This is a genomic window from Bacteroides fluxus YIT 12057 (genome assembly GCF_000195635.1).
Taxonomy (GTDB): domain Bacteria; phylum Bacteroidota; class Bacteroidia; order Bacteroidales; family Bacteroidaceae; genus Bacteroides; species Bacteroides fluxus.
In genome coordinates this window covers 25,699-49,241 of record NZ_GL882644.1, presented here as the reverse complement: position 1 = coordinate 49,241, position 23,543 = coordinate 25,699, and the positions used below count along the sequence as shown (strand labels likewise).

Sequence of the window (23,543 nt, the reverse complement as noted above, 5' to 3'; positions counted from 1 at the left end):
TGAATTATGCGACAAAAGTAATGCTTTTCTTTTATATACAAACAAAAAACTATCTTTTTTTTGAGGAGAGTAACATATTTACTTATTTCCTGTTTACAGTCCTAATATATTTCCGGTAGTTCCTCCCGGCTGGTTGCCGTATTGTCCGTTGAAGCTTTGTACATCCTTCGGATTTAACTCCAGCCCTTTTTTCATGTCTTCTATGGAGCCTTCCTTGTCTCCGTTCAGCAGTTTGGCGTGGCCGCGTTCGTGGTAGGCTTCCGCAAAGTTCGGGTTCAATTCGATGGCTTCGTCAAAGAGCGCAATGGCTTCGGCCAATTTTTTTTGTGTAATGTAAAGCTGGCCCAAGTAGAGGAAGGCCTGTTCGTTGAATGGGTTTAGTTCCGTAACGTTCCGGTAGTCGTTTTCGGCTTCTTCACCGGCGCCGGTCGCTTCCTTTATCTTGCCGCGGAGCAGGAGGGCGTTTTCGTCTTCCGGATCTTGTGCCAGAATGGCATGGATGTCTTCCATGGCTTCTTTGTATTGCTGCATCTTTGCCAAGGCTTCTGCGCGGAGCAACCGGGCTTCGACAAAGTCATCCTTCAGCACGATGGCTTTGGTGAGGTGGGCGATGCACATGATACCGTCTCCCTGTCCGTTGTCTGCTTTGCCAAGCAGGTAGTGTGCCATGGCATTGCCCTCTTCCATCTCGATGACTTTCTTGGCAGCCTTGGCCATGGCAGGGTAATCTTCCTGCATATAGCATAGGTTGGCGAGCGTGAGGTAGGTGGAAGCATGTTCCGGTTCCAGTTCAATCATGCGCTCCAGGAGTTTGCGGCCTTCGTCAAGGCTGCCGGTCTGTATATATACCTGTGACAGATAGCCCATGGTCTCGAAGTCTTCTTGCAGGGCAAGGGCCTCCGTAAAGCATTTGATGGCGTAGTCTGTACGTCCCATGCGTTGGGCGCGCATACCGTCATACTTGAATATTTCAAAGTTTTTCTGAGTGTTTTTTTGTTTTTCATCTGCCGGGTTTTCTGATTTGCCGGAGAAAAAAGATTTAAAGAATCCCATATATGACAAATTAAAGATTAAGAATTAAAAAGAAAAGGCGGACAACGGCTGATAAGGTATTTCTCTTCAGCGGCAAGGCATTCTTTTCCAACGGCAAAAGTAATGAATTATTTTTTGATTTGCAGCATTCCGTTGGCAGCAATTATTTTACCTTCCTCCAGCAATAGATGCAATGCTTCGGTGAGGGCTTCTTTCCCGCCGGGCATCTTTTCCGCCAGGGCGGCAGGTGTCATCTCTTGTTCGGACAAGATTTGGAGTATCTCTCCAAAGAGTTCTTTGGCAGGCCGTTTGTCGGCGCTCTGCCTGTTCCTAAGGCTGATGCAGGTGTCACACTGTCCGCAGTCATGCCCGTTGGATTCTCCGAAATAGCGCAACAGCATACGGCTGCGGCATACGGTATCATTGGTCACATAGTCCAGCATGGCTTCGATGCGTTTCTCGTAACGCTTTTTGCGTTCTTCATATACACCGGGGGGAATTTGCAGGTGGCGCGTTTCTATCCGTTCGCGTGTATATATAATATAAGGTGTCTTTTTGCGTGGGATATAGCTTACTATCCTCAGCTTGGCAAGGCGGACAAGCTGTTCGTATATTTGCTTGCGGGTCAGTCCGGCACGTGCGGCGAGTAATTCTTCACTGATGAAGGCATGGTCGGTGAACAAGCCGGTGTAAGAACGGAGTATGATTTGGATTAGCCTGTCCGTCTCCTCGCCCATTCCCCTCAGTCTGTAGAGCTCGTCCCTTTGTATGGAGAATTTTAGCCTGGAGGCATTGTCCTGCTCGTCGGTGTATTCCAGATAACCGGCTTGGGTCAATATCTTCAAGGCGCTATCTACCGGGACGGGGAAGTACTTGAATTTCCGGCAGAAGTCTTCGATGTTGAATTCGCGTATGCAGCCCTGGCCGTCTCCCATTGCCATCTGGTAATAGTATTGCAGGTGCTCATAGACTTGCCTGATGTAGTCTTTCTCCGGAAAAGTATCGGGGATGCGTTTGTGGAGTGTCGTCTTGTCTGACCTGGAATAGAGGATAACCGCGTAAGCCTTTTCTCCGTCACGCCCGGCACGTCCGGCTTCCTGAAAGTAGGCCTCTATGGAATCCGGTAAGTCCAGGTGGATGACGATGCGTACATCCGGTTTGTCGATTCCCATACCGAATGCGTTGGTTGCCACTATGACACGGCTTTCACCTGTCTGCCAGCGTTGTTGGCGGATATCCTTGGTCGCGTCGTCCAGCCCGGCGTGATAGAAGTCGGCGGTGATATGTTCGTTGTGCAGCAACTCGGCTATTTCCTTGGTGCGGCGGCGATTGCGTACGTATATGATGGCGCTGCCGGGCATCCGGCGCAGAATGTGCAGCAGCTCTCCCGTCTTGTTGTCCGTATTGCGGACGATATAGGCGAGGTTCCTGCGCTCGAAGCTCATCCGGAATACATTCTCTTTCCGGAAGCGGAGGCGCGCTTGTATGTCTTTCACCACTTCCGGCGTGGCGGTGGCTGTCAGGGCAAGTACGGGTACGTCTGGCAGTATATCCCGTATCTCGGCTATCTTGAGATAGGCGGGGCGGAAGTCATACCCCCACTGCGAGATGCAATGGCTTTCGTCAACGGTGATCATGCTGATTTTCATCTTCTGCAATTTGGTGCGGAAGATTTCCGTATCAAGCCGTTCGGGGGAGATGTAGAGGAATTTGTAGTTGCCGAAGATGCAGTTTTCCAGGGTTGTGAGGATTTCCTGCCGGCTCATGCCGGAATAGATTGCCAGTGCCTTGATTCCCCGCTTCTTGAGATTCTGCACTTGGTCTTTCATCAATGCGATCAGGGGGGTGACGACGAGGCATAGGCCTTCTTTGGCGAGTGCCGGCACCTGGAATGTGATGGACTTGCCTCCACCGGTAGGCATGAGTCCCAAGGTGTCTTTGTCTTCGCCTATGCTATTGATGATATCTTCCTGGATACCCCGGAAGTTGTCATATCCCCAGTATTGTTTCAAAAGCCTCACCCCCGGCCCCTCTCCGGAAGAGAGGGGAGGGGAGGAAATGGGGTCAGGAATTATTGTAAGGTCTTCTGCGCCCTTTTGAGGCGGAGTGGAATTCTCATTATGAATTTGCTTCTCCATAAATCTTGCCTTCTGGGATAGCCCGGCTACCTCTTCTCCCCTCTCTTCCGGAGAGGGGACGGGGGAGGCTTCTTTTAGTTTGGCTTAATATCTTCAATCTGTAACTGTACTTCCCCCCGTTTGTGGGTGTTTTCCTCAATGGTATAGCAGATATCGAATGAACGCTTGGTCTTGATGAAGCGTACGTGGGAACTCTGGCCGAAGGCAATACCGTTCATGACGTTGTTCGACTTGTTATCTACCAGTTCCAGTTTGATATGTTCCTGGTCGCGTCCCACAACTTTGCTGGTACCGTAGTCGTAAACATTATGTGTACAGAATATCGGTTTTACATTGTCCGGGCCGAACGGGTTGAATTTCTTCAGGTCACTGCAGAACTTCGGAGTAATGTCCCTGAAGTCGATTTCAGCGTTGATGTCGATTAACGCGCTGGTTTGTTCGGGAAGTATATGCTCGGAGACGAAGTTCTCGAAACGCTCCGTGAAAGCGGGCACGTTCTCCACTTTCATGGAGAGTCCGGCGGCATATGTATGCCCTCCGAAGTTTTCCAGCAGGTCGCGGCAATGTTCTATGGCCTTGTAGACATCAAAGCCGGAAACAGAGCGGGCGGAACCGGTCGCCATATCGTCCGTACGTGTCAATACCACCGCAGGACGATAGTATATTTCCGTCAGGCGGGAGGCTACGATGCCGATGACACCTTTGTGCCAGTCTTCGTTGTACAGGACGATGGAACGTCGTTCGGCAAGTCCCTCCAGGTCGGCGACAATCTGGTTCGCTTCTTCCGTCATGCTTTTGTCCAGGTCCTTGCGCGTCTCGTTGTATTGGTTGATTTGGCTTGCTTTTTCCAAAGCGAGCGAGAAATCCTTTTCCGTCAGCAAATCCACGGCCTCTTTACCGTTCTGGATGCGTCCGGAGGCGTTGATGCGCGGTCCTATCTTGAAAACGATGTCGCTTACGGTGATTTCCTTTTCTGTCAGCCCGCATACATCGATAATTGCTTTCAGACCTACACTGGGGTTGCTGTTCAGCTGTTTCAGCCCATGATAGGCAAGAATGCGGTTTTCCCCCATGATGGGTACTATATCCGAAGCGATGCTTACGGCGACCAAGTCCAGCAAGGGGATCAGATGGTGAAACTCGATTCCGTTGCTGATGGCGAATGCCTGCATGAATTTGAATCCTACGCCACAGCCGGAAAGGTGCTCGTACGGGTAAGTGTTGTCTTCCCGTTTGGCATTCAGGATAGCTGCCGCAGGAGGCAATGTGTCATCGGGAACATGGTGGTCGCAGATGATGAAGTCAATGCCTTTCTCTTTGGCGTATGTGATTTCATCTACAGCCTTGATGCCGCAATCCAACACGATAATCAGTCCTACACCGGTTTCCGCGGCATAATCCACACCTTTGGTCGAAACTCCGTACCCCTCGTTGTAGCGGTCGGGAATGTAGTAATCAATGTTCGAATAGAACTGTTGAATGAACTTGTAAACGAGAGCCACAGCCGTGGTTCCGTCCACATCATAATCTCCATAAATCAGAATGCGCTCTTTCTTTCCCATTGCCTTGTTCAGGCGCTCTACGGCCACATCCATATCCTTCATGAGGAAAGGGTCGTATAAATCCGGTAGTTGCGGGCGGAAAAACTTCCGGGCATCTGCTGCCGTATGTATTCCCCGCTCCACCAGCAGTCTCCCAAGTATCGGGCTAATTCCCAAATCTAGGGCCAGTTGTTGGCTTATTTCTGCCTGTTCGGATGTAATGGGTTGATAATTCCATTTGTGAGTCATTTTATATATTATTTTTTCTTTCTTCTGTCTCAAGGTGTCGGAGGCTAAAACCCCAACAAGCTGTAAAGGTATGAAAAACTCTTGAAATGGAAGTGAATTCTATAGAAAATCTTCTTTATGTGTCGTTTTCTCTACTGAAATTCCTTTATTTTTGCAGCAGCTAAAAAAAAGACGTTTATGCTTACTTTTATCTCTTGTGCAAAGACAATGGCGTCACGCTGTTCTGTGGTTGTGCCCGGAATGACCGTTCCGCAGTTTGAAACCGAAGCGGTGCGGAATGCGCTGGATATGTCACGATATTCTTCGGCTGAGTTGGAAAAGCTTCTCCGCGTGAATGCGAAGCTTGCAGCCGAGAACCGTTTGCGCTATCATGATTTCTGTTCGGAGGACAATCATCCGATGCCGGCCATTTGTGCCTATACAGGAGCTGTCTATAAACGTATTCTTCCCAAGGACTTTTCCGCTGATGACTTTAACTACGCTCAGGAACATCTGCGTATCACTTCTTTTCTTTACGGGTTGCTTCGTCCTTTGGATGGAATCAAGCCTTATCGCCTTGAAGGTGATGTACGTTTGCCCGAGAAAGGTGGCGCCTCTATGTTTGACTATTGGAAGCCCCTGCTGACGGATTGCTTTATCGCCGAGATCAAGCGCCAAGGGGGCGTGCTTGTCAACCTGGCAAGCGGGGAAATGAAAGATTTGTTTGACTGGAAAAGAGTAGAGGAGGAAGTACGTGTCATTACTCCGGAATTTCATGTATATAAAGGTGGACAGCTCAAAACGGTTGTTGTTTATGCTAAGATGTGCAGAGGAGAGATGGTGCGTTTCATCGTCAAGAACCGCATAGAATGCCCCGAAGATTTAAGGGCTTTTACCTGGGAGGGCTTTGCTTTGGATGAGAGCCGTAGTGCGGATGATCATTTGCAGTTTGTGTTGTAGTTTGCGCAAAATGAAGAATTAAATGCGTGATTGAGGATAATAAAAGAAAACAAGCTTTCTACATTTGCATACGTCAAACTTAGGAGTCGTATGTTATGAAACAGAACAGGATGCAGATTGTTTGTCTTTTGGTTTTAGTCATGTCTGTGTGGAACTTTCCGGTCCATGCCGGGAATACCGGTCTTCAGGATGTCAGTGCAAAAATGTGTGGGGATGGTGAATCTGCGTTACGACCGGAGTGGATGAAGTCTCTCCATGATTCACTTCCAGTATGTAAGATATCTATTCCCGGTACGCATGACAGTGGCGCTGTTAGAGGAGGGCAAATGCTGAAAACGCAATCTACGGATATTTCCGCCCAGTTGCAGCAAGGTATTCGTGCTTTTGATATTCGCTTAAAGAAGAAAAACGGTAAATTGGGGGTTTTTCATAGTCGTGCTTTTCAAAGTATATATTGGGAAGATGATGTATTGTCTGCTTTCATTGACTTTCTGCAGGCGCATCCTTCCGAAATCCTGATCGTTTCACTGAAAAGGGAGGGAGGCGAGCCACTGGATTATGCTTCTCTACTGTCTGCTTCTTTGAGTGTCCCTGCACATCAGTGTTATTTTGTGGTGGATTTTCGTCCGGAACTGACATTGGGGGACTGCCGGGGGAAGATTCTTTTTCTGCACAGAGACTATGCAATGGATAACTATCCGGGAGCTGCATGTATAGGTTGGGAGGATAATGAAACTTGTTTGCTCACCCTTCGCGACAAAGGTGGTAAGGGAGGAATGGCCTTACTTGAAGATGAATACCAATATGGGTCGGACGAGGAGGCCGGAAAGAAGATAGATGTTTGTATTCGCAATATTGACAAGATATCTGCCGAGCCGTTTTTCTCATATCGGTGGGGGATTACTTTTGTAAGTGCGACAGGCTTTCCCTTAGTGACTCCTAAAGTATTTGCTGATAAGGTAAACAAGCCTATTGCTGATTATCTGATGAAAGAGAATAAACGGAATTGCGGTATTGTGTTCATTGATTTTGTCGGAGAACTAAGCGGAAAAGATTTAGTGGAATATTTGATTGATAGCAACGTTTGCGCAAAATGAAGATTTATATGCGCAATTGGGAATATCTGTGAAAAAGTATTTATCTAGTTTTGCACATGTTGAAAACCTTAATGTTATATACTATGAAACTGTCAATTGATTTAGGAGGAACCAATATCCGAGTAGCACAAGTGGAAGAAGGACGGTGCTTGAGTAAAGTGTCAGTACCCTGTTTGGCTCAGCAAGATGCCCCCATTGTGCTGGACCAGCTTTTTCAACTCGTCCGCAGTATGATGAATGAGCAGGTAGATGGTATCGGTATCGGTGTCCCTTCCATTGTTGATTCAGAGAAAGGAATTGTATATAATGTGGCAAACATTTCTTCTTGGAAAGAAATACGCTTAAAGGAAATTTTGGAGAATGAATTCAACGTTGCGGTTGCCATTAATAATGATTCCAACTGTTTTGCTTTGGGAGAGAGTTTGTACGGTGAAGGAAAGCCTTATGACAACATGGTAGGCGTTACTATCGGGACGGGTATTGGGGCTGGTGTCATCATTGGTCGCCGTTTGTATGGCGGGCAATTCATGGGAGCCGGTGAAATAGGTTCATTCCCTTATTTAGACGCTGATTTTGAGCGTTATTGCAGTAGTTTCTTTTTTAAACGCCATGATACTACCGGTGCGGCGGCAGCTGAAAATGCTCGGCAAGGAGAACAGGCTGCATTGGATATTTGGAAAGAGTTTGGGATGCATCTGGGTAATCTTGTGAAGGTGATTCTTTTTGCCTATGCTCCTCAGGCTATTGTTCTGGGGGGAGGTATAGTAGCTGCTTACCCTTTCTTTAAAGATGCCATGGAATATACAATGCAAAGTTTTCCTTATAGAGTCATGTTGGATAATGTGAGGGTGATAGCTTCGCATCAAAATGATTCCAGCCTGCTAGGTGCTTCTGCTCTTCTTGAGTAAAAATTCTGATATTATCTGATTAGAAAATATTAAACTGTTTATTGTTGTATTATTTTACATTATAAAAGAGTATCAGAGACTTATTCCCTTTGTAATAACTATGTAATTCCGCTTTCTGACCTTTGTGGCGGAATTATAATTTTCTATATTATAAACTTTAAATTTTGAATGCATGAGACAGGTAAATCTTAGAATCTATCGAACGATTCTGACTCTATTGTTGGGACTGTTTTTTTTCACAGGTGCTTATGCACAGCAGATTTCTGTGAAAGGAACAGTAAAGGATCAGGCTGGCGAACCTATAATTGGTGCCAATGTATTAGTAAAAGGGACGACCAATGGAGTGATTACAGACATTGACGGTAAGTTTCTGTTGTCGGCTGCCAAGGGTAATATATTAGTGATTAGCTTTGTGGGCTATACTTCTCAAGAAATACCGGTGACAGGAAAAGAACTGGCTGTAATTTTGAAGGAAGATACTGAACTCTTGGATGAGGTGGTGGTCTTGGGTTATGGAGCCAGTGCGCGTAAACAAGACCTGTCCGCTTCGGTAGGCGTAGTGAGCAATGCTGAGGAACTGGCTGCGCGTCCGGTAACTTCTACAGAGGGGATGTTGCAAGGACAGTTGCCGGGTGTTACCATTCAGGCTGACGGCGGTGACCCCACTTCCTCTCCTTCTATTGTCATTCGTGGTCAAGGCTCACAAGATGGTGATAATGTGCTTTGGGTTGTGGACGGAGTACCGGGTGCCCCCATCGCTTCCATGAATGATATTGAGAGCATTGTGGTGTTGAAGGATGCCGCTTCGGCCGCTATTTATGGAGCGCAGTCTGGTGCGGGTGGTGTGGTGCTGGTCACTACCAAAAAAGCTAAAGAAGGTGCGCCGTCACTGACATACGACGGTACTTTTGGTATTCGTCAGGCTACCAATCTGATAGAGCCGCTGAACGCTGAACAGCAATTGGAAATGCGCAAGATGTCTTATGCGAATGCGGGGCTTACATTGCCTGATGGCTGGGATGTAAACAAGAATCCTTGGATAGGAACTACCCGGACCAATTGGATGGACGAGATTTTCCGCACGGCTTTCTATCAGCGTCACAATGTGGCTTTAAATGTAGGTACGGAGAATTTTACACACCGTCTGTCTTTTGCTTATGACAATGATGAAGGTGTGCTGATTAATACTTTCAAAAAGAACTTGTCATTACGTTACAATAGTAAATTTAAACTGAACAAGTGGGTGAGCATCAGTGAAGACTTTACTTGGCAGAATACGAGCAGCCGTTCCAAGAACACGGACAACGACGCTTTTACAGGCCCTATTATATCGGCAATCTACATGCCTGCCAGCGCTACTGTTTACAATCCGTTGGATGGAAGCTATGGTGGTACTACAACAGAAGATCCTGAATACATCAAGAAGTATGGAAGTAACTTTGCGGATGCCCATGGTGATGCGGTGAACCCGGTTCGTTTGCTCGAAGCAGAAAACGTTTATGACAAGACGAGTGATGTGTGGAGTACTACCAGCTTGAATATCGACAACGTGGTTCCGGGCTTGAAGTTTGTCAGCCGCTTTACTTATAACTTGCGTACAAATCACTTTAAGAAGTTCAATCCTATTCGTGATGAAGTGGGTAAACCGGTTCTCAGCAACAACCTGCAGGAAACCACTTATCGTGCCGACGCTTGGAAGACAGAAAATACGCTGACTTACGACAATACTTTCGGCGACCATACAATAGGTGTATTATTGGCCACCACTGCCGATCATAGTGAGACGCGCGGTTTGGAGGTGACGGGTACTGACCTTGCTGACGAATCCGCCTATCTACAGTATCTGGCTTATGCCAAATCGTTGAAGGCTACCGACTACCTGACCGGTCCTGATGCCAATGTGTCTTTGATTAGCCGTTTGGCTTATTCGTATGCTGACCGTTATTTCTTTACGGCTTCTTTCCGTCGTGACTATGCCGGTCGTTTGCCCAAGGAGAATAACTATGGCGACTTCCCTGCTTTCACTTTAGGATGGAAAATCTCAAATGAATCGTTCTTTAAGAAAAGCGATTTCATCAGTCTGCTGAAGGTGCGTGCCTCTTGGGGACGTATCGGTAACCTCGCTTCTGTGCCTATGGCTTATAAGTCACCGGTGCTTGACAAGACCAGCTGGAACGAACAAGCCCAGTATGGCCCTGCTTCAAATTCCGTATGGGGCAACATCGTTTTTATTCCGACGGATGCCTTGAATGTTGATTTGACTTGGGAAACTTCGGAGCAGACAGACTTGGGGTTGGATTTAGAGATGTTCAATAACCGTCTGTCATTGTCGATGGATTATTTTGATAAGCGCACATTCAATCTTATTCAGGGGCGTACCATGGACTGGCCGCAGACTATCGGTGTGAAACGCCAGTTTGTAAATCTGGGCGAGGTACGTAACCGTGGTTTTGAATTATCTGCTAACTGGAGTGATAAAATCAATAAAAATCTTTCATATTTTGTATCAGGTAATTTCTCTTATTTGAAGAACTGGGTTTCGGACATCGGCGTGAAAAATGCTGACGGTAGTTCGGGAGTATGGACCAGTGAAAAGACTTTCCGCAATCTGCCTTACATGATTCAGTCTGCCGAAGGAAAACCGGTGAACTCTTTCTACTTGATTAAGACTGACGGCATTTTCCAAAGCGACGAGGAGGCTGCCAACTATAAAAATGCTAAAGGAGAGCGCATTCAGCCGGAAGCCCAAGCCGGTGACTTGAAATTCGTGGATTACAACGGTGATGGAAAAATCAGCGATGATGACCGTCAGTATATGGGTAATGCCATGCCTAAGACAACCTTTGCCTTTACGCTGGGTTTGACATGGAAAAAACTTTCTGTCAGTGCCATGTTCCAAGGTGTAGGCGGTGCACAAGCGCTTTATGTAGGTAAGTCTATGATATTGAGTGATGTGGAAGGAAGTTTCAATCGTTCGGCTGAAATCTTGAATGCTTGGAGTCCTACAAATACGGGATCGAGTATTCCTCGTCTTTCCAAGTTGGATAACAATAAAAATTTTACCCGTCCATCAGACTATTTCTTGGAGAACTCATCTTACTTACGGTTCAAGAACTTTACTGTATCTTATGATTTGAGCGACGTATTCCGCAAGTGGGCTCATTTGAACGAACGCAACAGCCGCCTTTCTGTTTACTTCAGCGGTGAGAATCTGGCTACATTTACCGGATACTCGGGCGTAGATCCCGAATGTGGCGGATGGGATGCTCTGAAATACCCGGTGTCGCGTGTGTTGTCGGTAGGTGTGAAACTGACTTATTAATAACATGAAGATAGAAATGATTATGAAAAAAAATATATTATTTTTAGCTGTGTCGGCTGCACTGTTGACAAGCTCTTGCAGTGATTTCCTGGATGTGCAGCCAGAAGGGAACGCCACTATCAATGCTTATTTCTTAAACGACCAACAAGCCATTGATGCAGTTGACGGATTGTACGAACGATTCCATCAGGAGGCTCTTTATGGGCGTGAGCTTTTTTGGGAGCAGGGAGCTGCTTGCGATGTGGTATGGGGACGTACCCGTAGTTATATGGATTTGGCTCTTTTTACAAATGACGCTTCCAGTTCCACTCCGTTGAATGGTATTTTTGAAACGCTCTATAAGGTGATGGCTCGTTCCAATTGGGTCATAAAAAGTTTGTTGAATAAGGAAAAGAAAACAACCCTTACGCCCGTAGAGACACGAAGCTTGGGTGAGGCTTATTTTACTCGTGGATGGGCACACTTTTTGATAGCCTATCGTTATGGATTGCCCGAACAAGGAGTACCTTTTGTTCGCTATGAAGATTTTGAAGGTGACTATGATTACTCTATTCCACCACAGCAGAAATCCGTGCAGGACAACTATCGGATGATTATTGAAGACATGGATTGGGCTATAGAACGTCTGCCCCGTCTGGAAGACTATGATGCGGAGAACGTCGGGCGTGCGCACGATGCCGCTGCTGTGGCTTTCAAAGCCAAAGTTTATGCTTATTGGGCTACTTGGGAACCTGAAAAATGGAAAGACGTGATTACTATGGTCAACGATTTGGAATCTACTTACCACCGTAATCTGGCAGGCTCTTTGGACGAAGTGTTCTCTTCGGATTTTGCCGATTTCTATAATGAAGAATATATTTGGGCCATTCCCGGTAATGGAGGCTCCAACGGTGGCGGCTCCGAATTTCCCGGTGTTATTCTGGAGAACAAGGGATGGGGTAAGTATAATGGCTGGGGACAGAACAAGCCTTCCTATGACATCTATGAGGAGATGCGCAAAGATGGTGAAGGCAATGCCCGCTTGGTTCGTTCCATTTTGGAGTACAATCAGGAATTCCAATTCTTCGGAGAGACTCGCCGTTTCTATTCTTCTTCTGATATTGAAGCAGGATTCATGATTAACAAATATATGGATCCGTTCAAGCATAAGGATCCCACTACCGGTTACATTAATAGTAACGGCGACTGGCCGACGGTACGTATTAATTTCCCGGTCATCCGTTTTGCGGAAATGCTGTTGTTCCGTGCGGAAGCTTATCTGATGACCAATCAGGCTGATAAGGCATGGACTGACTTGAACCGTATTCACAAACGTGCTTGCGGACGGGATTTGGATTCTCCGGCACCGGCCACTATGACACAGTTGTATCATGAACGCCGTTGTGAATTGGCTTTCGAATTTACCGACCACTTGTTTGATTTGAAACGTTGGCATCGTTCTTCCAACGCCGAAATCAAGGCGTTGGCTAAGAAGGAGTTGAATGCAACTCCGCGTGTGCGTATTTACGAAGAACGTTCTAACCCGGAATCGAATTATCGGATTGGCACTTATGCCATGTTTAACGAAGTGTCTAAAGCAACTTATGAGGATTACCGTATGGTGTTCCCTTATCCATACCAACAGGTCGTGAACTCTAACGGTCAGTTGAAACAGAATCCGGGTTATAATTAATTTCCTTTATTGGAACTTGGAAATATAAAACAGACCTCATTGCCATTGGTCTGATCTGCAAGAGTTGGTATGTATGGCATATCGGCTCTTGCAGAATCTCTTTATTCAATTCTGCATGAATTTGAATTGAAAAAGATTTGAATGATAATCTGTATTTTTACTGTCCGTTTCGTAAGCTGTTATGAAATTTGTCAGTGTTTTTTACGTTCTTAAAAAGGCTACTTGAATTAAAGAATAATTTGAAATATCTGTATTGATGAAACTGAAACATTTTTTGGGGTATATAGCTTGTGTATCTGTGTTATGCGGTGCTTGCACATCCGTTAATCAGTCACCTGTAGATTACATAGATCCTTTTATAGGTACCGGCTTTCACGGGCATACCTATCCGGGGGCAACTGTCCCTTTGGGAACCGTGCAGCTAAGCCCTGACACACGTGCCGGAAATTGGGATGCCTGTTCGGGGTATCATTATGATGACACAACCTTGAATGGCTTTTCGCATACGCATCTGAGCGGAACCGGGTGCATCGATTTGGGAGATATACTATTTCGTCCAACCACTCAGCGGCCGGACTTGACTGCGGAAGGAAGTATCTGCCAACCCGCAGCCTTTTCCCATAAAGACGAGAAGGCGTCAGCAGGATATTATTCGGTACTGCTGAAAGATGAAGGAATAAAAGCCGAACTGACGGCAACAACACATGCCGGCGTACACCGTTATACATTCCCTTCCGGTAAGGAGGCTGCTCTTGTCGTAGATTTGGCCCATTTGCTCGATAGTGAATATATCTATGAAGCTACACTGGAGCGGACTGCCGCCAATGAAATAGCAGGCATGCGCAGAACCAGAGGATGGACAGACAATCAGTATGTCTATTTTGTAGCCCAATTCTCGAAACCTTTCAAGACAGTTGACTTTATACGGGATAAAAAGCCGGTTTCTGCGGAAGTCAAGTTGGCGGGCACTGACTTGCAAGCTTACTTGTCTTTCGATAATAGTGATGGAGAGCCGGTTATAACCAAAGTCGGATTATCCATTGTCAGTGAAAAGAATGCGCGTGAGAATCTGGAAGCCGAGGTGACGGGTTTCGATTTTGATGCCGTGCGTAGTGCCGCCCGTTCCGCTTGGGAACAAGCGCTCTCTGTCATTACAGTAGAAGGCGGTGATACGGACAATTTGAAGAACTTTTATACTGCAATGTATCATTCCATGGTTGTACCCAATGTGGCAAGTGATGTCAACGGTGAATACCGCCGTCATGACATGAAGACAGGGCAGTTGCCGGAAGGTAAAGTGCAGTACTCTACTTTCTCCCTTTGGGACACCTTCCGTGCATGGAATCCTTTGATGACTCTGATTGATACAACTTTGGTCAATAATATGGTGAATTCTTATCTGGATATTTACGAAGCTTCGGGTGAACTTCCCATCTGGCCGCTTTCTGCCGGAGAGACGGGAACAATGATTGGTTATCATGCGGTCTCTGTCATTGCGGATGCCTATATGAAGGGAATCAGAGGGTTTGATTCGGATAAAGCCCTGGAAGCCATGGTCGTTTCTTCTGAAAAGAACAAGAAAGGAGCCGATTATTATATTCAGAACGGTTTTATCCCTTCCAACATAAAGAAAGAATCCATCTCTTGCCTGCTGGAATTTGCTTACGATGACTGGTGCATAGCACGTATGGCTCAGGAAATGGGCAGGAATGATATTTATGAGGAGTATATTCAGCGTTCCCGGAATTATATCAATGTATTTGATGGTTCTACGAAATTCTTCCGCCCTAAGCGGATGGATGGAAATTGGGAAACGCCTTTCAATCCTATTGAGGTGGGACGTGCCTATACGGAAGCTACTGCCTGGCAGTATCGTTTCTTTGTTCCTCATGATGTAAGCGGCATGACGCAATTGTTTGGTGGCAGGGAAGAATTTATAGCTGCACTTGATTCTATCTTTACGGTAGAACCGAATATACATGGTGACCTTGTGGATATAACCGGGCTGATCGGCCAGTATGTTCATGGAAATGAACCAAGCCATCACATTGCCTATTTGTACGATTATGTGGGACAACCCTGGAAGACGCAGGAGATGACGCGCCGCTTGCTCCATGAAATGTACAAGCCTACGCCCGAAGGTATCATTGGCAACGAAGACTGCGGGCAGATGTCCGCCTGGTATATACTATCCAGTCTGGGTATCTATTCCGTATGTCCCGGAAGCAATGAGTTTGCGCTGACTACTCCTCTGTTTGAGAGAGCGGTTGTCCGTCTGGCCAATGGAAAAACATTGACCATCCTTGCCAATGATCCGAAGAAGAATATCTATATCACGAAGGTGGAATTGAACGGGCAGCCGATAGATGCGAATTTCATCACTTATGCACAATTGATGGAAGGTGGGGAACTTCGTTTTACCTTATCAGAAAAGCCGGATATGGAGAGAGGTGCTTCAGAGGAAGCTTTTCCTTACTCTTATACCAAAGAGAAAGTAGTTTCCATTCCTTATGTGGACAGAGACTTGAATCTGTTTATGGATAAGGTGACCGTTGCGCTGGCTACGACCACTAAGGATGCCGAAATCAGATATACATTGGATGGAAGTGCTCCCACGGAACAGTCGGTGTTGTATGAAAAACCTTTCGAGTTGGATAAGACGACTTTGATAAAGGCTAAAGGATTCAAGAAGGGTTTCCGTTCAAGCGAAACGTTGTCTATATCGGCGACAAAAGCCGAGCTGAAAGCCGCGCTTTCTGTAAGCCCTGCCCAGAACGGCACGTCCTATAAATACTTTGAAGGTGCCTGTCAGAAAGTGGCTGATATAGAAAAATCTCCATTGTTGAAGTCGGGTATCCTGCCCGAGCCATCCATAAAGGATGCCGGGCAGGAGGACCATTTCGGATACATTTTTTCCGGGCTGATCAATGTACCCGAGGATGGAGTCTATACTTTCCAGACCCGTTCGGATGATGGCAGTGTCTTGTACATCAATGACGAACCGGTGGTCAATAATGATGGTTCTCACGCAGCGATTCCTGCTACCGGAATGGTTGCTTTGAAGAAAGGCTTCCATCCCTATAAGCTTTATTATTTTGAGGATTACGAAGGTGAACATTTGAGTTGGGCTTGGAAACTGCCTTCCGCTGATAAGTTGGCTCCTATTCCTGCATCGGTTTTATTTGTGAAATAAATAGTTTAATATATATGCTATGAGAAAGTTGTTTTTATTATTTTTGCCTTTGTTCGCAGCATCGTGCGGGCAAGTGAAACAACAGGTATCCGCACCGGAGCCCGTCAATGTAATGAGTTTTAATATCCGCTATGACAATCCGGAAGACAGTCTGGATAATTGGAAGTATCGCAAGGATCGTGCGGCAAATGCCATCCGTTTTTATGATGTGGACATATTGGGCACGCAAGAAGTGCTTCATAATCAGTTGGAGGACCTTAAACAGCGTTTACCGGAATATGGAGTGATTGGCGTAGGTCGTGAAGATGGGAAGGAGAAAGGTGAATATAGCGCACTCTGGTATAAGAAAGAGCGCTTCAATCTGTTGGATTCCGGTTATTTCTGGTTGAGTGAGACTCCTGAAGTTGCCGGTTCTAAAGGTTGGGATGGGGCTTGCGAGCGTATCGCCTCGTGGGCTAAACTGCAGGACAAAGCGAGTGGCAAAGAGTTTTTCGCATTGAACACCCACTTGGACCATGTAGGTGTTGTGGCACGCCGTGAGGGGATAAGCCTCATACTGGATAGAATAAATGCGTTAAGTGACGGCTTGCCGGTAATAGTTACGGGAGATTTTAACTCCGAGCCGGAATCAGATGTTATCAAGCATGTGACAGACCCTTCCAATCCGGAACATTTGACGGATGCACGTCAGGCATCTCCCATTGTCTATGGTCCGGCATGGAGCTTCCATGATTTCGGGAAGATTCCCTATGACAAACGTCCGTTGATTGATTATGTGTTTGTACGTAATAGACTGAAAGTTTTGAGATATGGTGTGTTGGCTGAAACAGAGGAGAATGCTTTTCTATCCGACCACGCCCCTATCTTGGTGACAGTTGAATAATAAAATGGCTATTATGAATAAGATATCAAGAATATGTATCGTTATGCTCTTGGCAGTCTTGTTGCTGCCGGTAGAGTCGTCGGCACAAAGCCGTCGTGATAAAGAACAGACCTATGTCTTGGAACAACCCTATGAGGTAACGAAGATTACCCCGCCTCAAGGCAAGAAGATAAAGAATGTCATACTGATGATTGGTGATGGCATGAGCCTTATGCATGTATATTCCGCATGGACAGCCAATCGAGGTAAACTGTTTCTGGATAATTGCCAGGCAGTAGGCTTGTCCAAAACCTATTGTGCCGACAAGTTGATTACTGACTCGGGAGCGGGTGGCACAGCCATAGCTACGGGACGGAAGACAAACTATCATTCTGTGGGCGTGGATACTCAAGGACGTCCGTTGAAATCATTGGTCGATCTGGCTGCCGCAAAAGGTAAATCTACCGGTATAGCGGTGACTTGCCGTTTGTGGGATGCCACTCCTGCGGATTTTTGTTGCCATAACAAGGATAGGGATGCCGAAGCGGAGATTGTGGCGGATTATGTAAATTGCAGCGTCGACTATGTGTTCGGTGGCGGTGCCAAGCTTTTCGAGAACCGTGAAGACGGACGCGATTTGTTTAAAGAACTGCGTGACAAAGGTTTTCAGACTCCTCGCAGTTGGGATGAACTGGCAGGTATAAAGAGTGGTAAGGTCTTTGCCGTACCCTATCCCGTAGATACTCCTCTTCCTGCTGAACGCGGCGACCTTTTGGCGCGTGCTTCATTGAAAGGCATTGAACTGCTCGACCGGAACAAGAACGGTTTCTTTATGATGATAGAAGGTTCGCAGTTGGATGATTATGGACATTTCAATGACCTTGACTTGTTGATGCAGGAAACGCACGACTTTGACCGTACCATCGGTGCTATTTATGAATGGGCGGCCAAAGATGGAGAAACATTGGTAGTAGTGACCGCAGACCATGAAACCGGCGGACTTACATTGATAGACGGAGATTTGGCAGAGGGCAGAATCGTATGTAAGTTCTCCACGGGCGGTCATAGCGGCGTGATGGTGCCGGTGTATGCTTTCGGTCCCGGTGCGGAGGAGTTTACCGGAATTTTTGAGAATACTGCTATCTTTGACAAGATAAAGAAACTGCTCGATTTATAAATTAAAAAAAGAACTATTTCCTATGTTGAAACACATTTTATTGGTAGGCTTGCTTTCTTTTTCCACCCTTCCTTTGCTGAAAGCTCAAAGCTGCGGCAATGATGAAAAGTATCATCTGCCTTATAAGAATACGTATGTAAAGGAACCGTTGGTTACTGAAAACGAGTATCGCGTGGCCAAACCTGAGACGATTGTGCCGAAAAGCTTCAAGGAAGCCCGGCAGATTCTTCCCAATCCCATTTGGAACGGACATGACAAGGAGCTTGAAATGTACTGGAAGGCATGGGAAATAGCTATCGGTAATATTCGCGCTCCCCAGGCAGGTTCGGGTTTTGTCTCAAGCTATTTGGATACAGCCTATAATGGCAATATCTTTATGTGGGATTCTTCTTTCATTCTGATGTTTGCCCGTTATGGTACCCGTTTCTTTCCTTTCCAGAATACGCTGAATAACTTTTATGCCAAGCAGCATCCCGACGGTTTTATTTGCCGCGAGATAAAGGCGGATGGCGCTGACTGTTTCGAACGTTATGACCCGGTGAGTACCGGACCGAATCTGATGCCTTGGTGTGAGATGGTCTATTTCCATCAGTTTGGAGATACGGAACGTCTGCACAAGATATTTCCGGTACTTTGCGCTTACTATAAGTGGTTGAAGTTGAACCACACCTGGCGGAACGGAACCTACTGGTCGAGCGGATGGGGGACCGGCATGGATAATATGCCCCGTGTGCCGTCGGAATACAGTCCTATCTACAGTCACGGACACATGATTTGGTTGGATACAAACCTGCAGCAACTGTTTACTGCCAATTTACTGCTTGAGATGGGCTTTTATCTGGAACGCTGGCAGGAAATCGAAGAGTTTGAAGACGAAGCCAAACTGTTGGGAAAATATATCCATGATAATCTTTGGGATGAGAAGACCGGTTTCCTTTATGACCAGTACGCTGACGGCACACTCTGCAAGGCCAAAGGTATAGGTGCCTACTGGGCTTTGTTTACTGATGTCTTGGACTCTGTACAACTGGACCGTATGGTGAAGGAGCTGGACAATCCTGCCACATTTAACCGGAAACACCGTATCCCTTCTTTGTCAGCCGATAATCCCAAGTATAAGGAGAATGGCCGCTATTGGCAAGGCGGTGTATGGCCGGGAACCAATTACATGGTGATGCAGGGTCTTTTGCGGAAAGGTTATGGCAAGCTGGCGCGGGAGATTTGCCTGAATCATTATGCCCAGGTATTCGAAGTCTATAAAAAGACAGGTACTTTCTGGGAATATTACGCTCCTGAAAGTGCTGATCCGGGATTTATGGCAAGGGACAATTTTGTGGGCTGGGCAGGACTTCCTCCTATTGCCGAGCTGATAGAGTTTATTATCGGTATTCGGGGAGATTATGCCCAAAAGCAGATTGTCTGGGATATGAATCTGACGGAGGCAAACGGAATAGAACGTTATCCTTTCGGTCCCGAAGGGCTTGTCAGCCTGAAAGCCGAGGCACGCCGTTCGGCAAGTGATGAACCCCGTATCACGGTAGATTCCAATATGGACTTTGAACTGTGTATATTCTATGGTGGAAAAGAGAAAAAAATACATGTGACATCCGGTAAGCATACCTATTAAAGAAGACATCAACCATGAAAAACAATATGTCAAGACGTCAATTCCTGAAGACTGGAGGGCTTGCTTTGGCTGCTATGACCTTTCGACCCGCTTCCGTATTTTCTTCATCCGGTACTTTGAACCAAAGATATGTTTCTTTGCGTCCTGTTACGGGCAAAAGGAACTTTGTCTCGAAAGCGGTGGATGCTGCCATTGAAGAAGCAAAGCCTAAAATAAAGGACGAGAAGTTGCGTTGGATGTTCGAGAACTGTTTCCCCAATACGCTTGATACTACTGTCAGATATGGGTTGAAGGGTGGCAGACCCGATACATTCGTCATTACAGGTGATATAGATGCCATGTGGCTGCGTGACTCTTCAGCGCAAGTATGGCCCTATCTGCCGTTGATGAAGAAAGATCAGGATTTGCAACTGATGGTGGCAGGGCTTGTCAACAGACAGACGGAATGTATCTTGATAGACCCGTATGCCAACGCTTTCAACAATGGGCCGTTAGGCAGCTATTGGGAAACCGACCATACCCAACATATGGTCAAAGAACTGCATGAACGCAAATGGGAGATAGACTCCTTGTGCTATCCCATTCGTTTGGCTTACCATTACTGGCTGCACACGGAAGACACTTCTGTGTTCGATGAAAATTGGCACAAAGCGATGATGCTGGTGGTCAAGACCTTTAAGGAACAGCAGAGGAAACAAAGCTTGGGACCTTATAGCTTTACGCGCGACTGTGACCGTCCTACGGATTCGCAGATTAACGGCGGATGGGGGGCACCGGTCAAGCCGGTAGGTTTGATTGTCTCTTCGTTCCGTCCTTCAGATGATGCCACACAATATGGCTTCCTTATTCCCTCCAATATGTTTGCGGTTGTTTCATTGCGCCAATTGGCGGAAATAGAGGACAAGGTATGTGGAAATACAGCCTTTTCCGGAGAATGTACAGCACTGGCAAATGAAGTGGATGCCGCTATTCGCAGGTATGGCATTTTCAATCATCCGGTTTGCGGGCGGGTGTATGCCTTTGAGGTCGATGGCTTTGGCAACGCACTTTGTATGGATGATGCCAATGTGCCCAGTTTGCTGGCTGCGCCTTATCTCGGTTATTGCTCTTTTAAGGATGCGATTTATCAGAATACCCGTAAAATGGTATGGAGCGACAATAACCCTTATTTCTTTAAAGGGAAAGCCGGCGAAGGAGTAGGAGGCCCTCATGTAGGACTGAATTATATTTGGCCGATGAGTATCATTATGAAGGCATTTACAACGGATGATTCCGGAGAAATACGTGCTTGTCTGAAACAACTGCGTGATACGGACGGAGGAACGGGCTTCATGCACGAATCTTTCCACGCGGAGGACGCTTCGGACTTTACCCGTTCCTGGTTTGCGTGGACAAACACTTTGTTCGGCGAACTTATACTTAAGACAATCAGGGAATATCCCGACCTATTATCCCGAACATTATGAAGATAACGTATTGCTTGCTTGCTGTGTCATTTGTCCTTTTCTCTTGCGGGAGAGGTTCTGACGATGCGGCAACAGAGTATGGCATTATACCCATGCCGAATGAAGTAGCTCCAATGCAGGGAATGTATATCTTGCAAGGAGAGAAAACGGTGGCTGTTCCTTCCGGGGAAGCCGCGATGAAAGTTTTCCATTATTTGGAAGATGCACTGAAAAACACTTCTGTCACGCTGAAAAGTATCCCGGAAACCGGGCAGGCGGATATTTGTTTGTCTATAGACAGCTCCTTGCCCGATGAGGCTTATACATTGGAAGTCTCTTCCGATAAGATAAATATCTCTTCTAATGAAACTGCTGCCGGACTGTTCTACGGTGTACAGTCTTTATTGCAGCTTATGCCGGCAGCCATTTATGATGGCAACCGGAAATATGAAGAAGAGATTAGGATTCCTGCTGCCGGCATTACAGATGCTCCTCGTTTCCCTCATCGTGGGGCGATGATGGATGTAGGGCGTAATTTCCTGCCAAAGGAAGAGGTGCTGAAGTTCCTGGATTTGATGGCATTCTATAAACTGAATAAGTTCCATTTTCATCTGACGGACGACCAGGGGTGGAGAATCGAAATCAAGAAATATCCGAAACTGACCGAAATAGGCTCTTACCGTAAGCGGACTCAGATAGGGCACTCTGACTATTATTTCCCTCGGCGTTACGATGGAAAAGAAAAGAGAGGCTACTATACGCAAGAGGAGATAAAGGAGATTGTGAAATATGCCTCCGACCGTTTTATCACGGTCATTCCCGAAATAGAGATGCCGGGACATGTCTCCGCGGCACTGGCTTCCTATCCGGAACTGTCCTGCGGACTGGGAAAGACATACGTAGTGCGTGATTATTTTGATGTTTTTGATGAAGTCTATTGTCCCAAAGAGCATACTTTTGAATTCTTGGAAGATGTGCTGACAGAGGTTATGGAACTCTTTCCCAGCCGTTACATCCACATTGGTGGAGATGAGTGTCCCAAGAAAGCTTGGAAGAAGTGCGCCCACTGCCAGAGTCTGATGAAGCGGAAAGGCTTGCCTGATGAGGAAGCTCTGCAGAGTTGGTTTATCCATCGGATAGAACAATTTGTGAACAGTAAGGGGCGTGACATCATCGGATGGGATGAGATATTGGAAGGAGGGCTTGCCCCCAATGCTACGGTCATGTCGTGGCGTGGCGAGAAGGGAGGCATTGAAGCCGCCCGTCAAAAGCATAAGGTTATTATGACACCCGGTAAGAAATGTTATTTTGACTACTATCAGGAAAGCCCGGAATTTGCTCCGTTGGCCATCGGCGGTTTCCTCCCGTTGGATACGGTGTACAATTACAACCCGCTTCCTGCCGAACTGACTCCGGAAGAACAGGCTTATATCATAGGCGTACAGGCCAATATCTGGGGAGAGTACATACAGACTCCCGAATATTTTGAATACATGGCTTTCCCCCGTTTGCTGGCTATGTCAGAGGTGCAATGGACAGAACCGGAACACAAGGACTTTGATTCATTTGTCCGTAGGCTGGATAAAGAGTTCAAACGGCTGGACTATTGCGGGGTAAACGCTTGTCGCAATTTCTATGAAGTGAATCTGGCAGGTGCGTGGAACGACTCCCGGCAGACATACGAGGTGACATTGAAGACTTTCTGTCCGGATGCTGAGATTCATTATGCGGTGAATGACTCGACGGTCACGGCTTCGTCTTCCCTCTATAAGAATCCGATACCGCTGAACGAGGATGCCACCATTTATTCGGCGGTTTACAAAGACGGCAAGCCGCTGGGGAAAGTGACCCGCAAAAGTTTTGCAGTAAACAAGGCGACCGGATGTGACTATACTTGCCATCCTGAAGCGGGATGGGAACATCTGAATAAAGGCTTCGGTCTGACTGACGGGCGATGCGGCTATGCCCGTGACATGCGTCGTTGGATTAGCTTTTATCAGGATAGCGTGCAGATTGTAGTCGAACTGAAGAAGCCGCAAAAAGTCAGGGAGGTTGCCTTCTCTTCTTTGTGGAGACCGGTAAACGCTATATGGCCGGCGAGAGAGCTAAGTGTTTCCGTTTCAACGGATGGTAAGACGTTTGTTCCGGTGGGTACTAAACAGTTGACATACGATTTCACTTTGACGGAAGGTACTCGTTTCCCGGCATCTCTTTCGTTTGCCGAAACGGAAGCTGTATTTGTGCGCTTAGAATTGCTGAGTGGCGGCTTATGTCCGAAAGGATATTACCATGAAGGACAGCAGAGTGAGTTGGCGATGGATGAAATAGAAATATATTAATT

General features: G+C 46.6%; 14 protein-coding genes. 11 read left to right on the top strand and 3 right to left on the bottom strand.

Annotated features, from left to right (window positions below; translation table 11 throughout):
- Positions 1-93 precede the first annotated feature (93 nt).
- From HMPREF9446_RS10805 to recJ, 3 genes are all read right to left on the bottom strand, one after another.
- Entirely contained in the window at positions 94-1,053 is a 960-nt protein-coding gene (locus HMPREF9446_RS10805; protein WP_009125687.1) for a tetratricopeptide repeat protein, read from the bottom strand.
- 107 nt (positions 1,054-1,160) lie between these two features.
- Positions 1,161-3,170: a RecQ family ATP-dependent DNA helicase gene (locus tag HMPREF9446_RS10800; protein WP_009125686.1), complete on the bottom strand. Its 2,010-nt coding sequence runs from the start codon at positions 3,168-3,170 to the stop codon at positions 1,161-1,163.
- Between the two features lie 74 nt (positions 3,171-3,244).
- Positions 3,245-4,960 (bottom strand): single-stranded-DNA-specific exonuclease RecJ, encoded by a 1,716-nt coding sequence (gene recJ, locus HMPREF9446_RS10795; protein ID WP_039969109.1) that lies wholly within the window; start codon positions 4,958-4,960, stop codon positions 3,245-3,247.
- A gap of 177 nt (positions 4,961-5,137) precedes the next feature.
- Between recJ and yaaA the strand changes: the two genes are divergently transcribed.
- The 11 genes from yaaA to HMPREF9446_RS10740 all read left to right on the top strand — a co-directional run bounded on the left by yaaA (position 5,138) and on the right by HMPREF9446_RS10740 (position 23,541).
- Positions 5,138-5,899 carry a peroxide stress protein YaaA gene (gene yaaA, locus HMPREF9446_RS10790; RefSeq protein ID WP_039969107.1) on the top strand — a complete coding sequence of 254 codons (762 nt, stop codon included), beginning with the start codon at positions 5,138-5,140 and terminating at the stop codon, positions 5,897-5,899.
- Positions 5,900-5,994: 95 nt separating this feature from the next.
- Complete coding sequence (locus HMPREF9446_RS10785; RefSeq protein ID WP_009125683.1) at positions 5,995-6,996, top strand: phosphatidylinositol-specific phospholipase C; 1,002 nt, start codon at positions 5,995-5,997, stop codon at positions 6,994-6,996.
- Between the two features lie 83 nt (positions 6,997-7,079).
- Positions 7,080-7,904: an ROK family protein gene (locus HMPREF9446_RS10780; protein WP_039969159.1), complete on the top strand. Its 825-nt coding sequence runs from the start codon at positions 7,080-7,082 to the stop codon at positions 7,902-7,904.
- A gap of 172 nt (positions 7,905-8,076) precedes the next feature.
- Positions 8,077-11,226, top strand: coding sequence for a SusC/RagA family TonB-linked outer membrane protein (locus tag HMPREF9446_RS10775; protein ID WP_009125681.1), 3,150 nt, complete (start codon positions 8,077-8,079; stop codon positions 11,224-11,226).
- 22 nt (positions 11,227-11,248) lie between these two features.
- Positions 11,249-12,898 carry a RagB/SusD family nutrient uptake outer membrane protein gene (locus HMPREF9446_RS10770; protein WP_039969156.1) on the top strand — a complete coding sequence of 550 codons (1,650 nt, stop codon included), beginning with the start codon at positions 11,249-11,251 and terminating at the stop codon, positions 12,896-12,898.
- A 256-nt stretch (positions 12,899-13,154) separates the two neighbouring features.
- The gene (locus HMPREF9446_RS10765; RefSeq protein ID WP_009125679.1) at positions 13,155-16,091 is read left to right on the top strand and encodes a GH92 family glycosyl hydrolase; all 2,937 of its coding nucleotides are present in this window, start codon (positions 13,155-13,157) and stop codon (positions 16,089-16,091) included.
- 19 nt (positions 16,092-16,110) lie between these two features.
- Positions 16,111-16,974 (top strand): endonuclease/exonuclease/phosphatase family protein, encoded by an 864-nt coding sequence (locus HMPREF9446_RS10760; RefSeq protein ID WP_009125678.1) that lies wholly within the window; start codon positions 16,111-16,113, stop codon positions 16,972-16,974.
- Between the two features lie 13 nt (positions 16,975-16,987).
- A complete protein-coding gene (locus tag HMPREF9446_RS10755) occupies positions 16,988-18,130 on the top strand; it encodes an alkaline phosphatase (RefSeq protein WP_039969154.1) in 1,143 nt (380 codons plus the stop codon).
- Between the two features lie 22 nt (positions 18,131-18,152).
- Positions 18,153-19,757: an MGH1-like glycoside hydrolase domain-containing protein gene (locus HMPREF9446_RS10750; RefSeq protein WP_009125676.1), complete on the top strand. Its 1,605-nt coding sequence runs from the start codon at positions 18,153-18,155 to the stop codon at positions 19,755-19,757.
- 14 nt (positions 19,758-19,771) lie between these two features.
- Positions 19,772-21,223: a glycoside hydrolase family 125 protein gene (locus tag HMPREF9446_RS10745; RefSeq protein WP_009125675.1), complete on the top strand. Its 1,452-nt coding sequence runs from the start codon at positions 19,772-19,774 to the stop codon at positions 21,221-21,223.
- The gene (locus tag HMPREF9446_RS10740) at positions 21,220-23,541 is read left to right on the top strand and encodes a glycoside hydrolase family 20 protein (RefSeq protein ID WP_009125674.1); all 2,322 of its coding nucleotides are present in this window, start codon (positions 21,220-21,222) and stop codon (positions 23,539-23,541) included. Before HMPREF9446_RS10745 ends, HMPREF9446_RS10740 begins: the two co-directional genes overlap by 4 nt.
- Positions 23,542-23,543 lie beyond the last annotated feature (2 nt).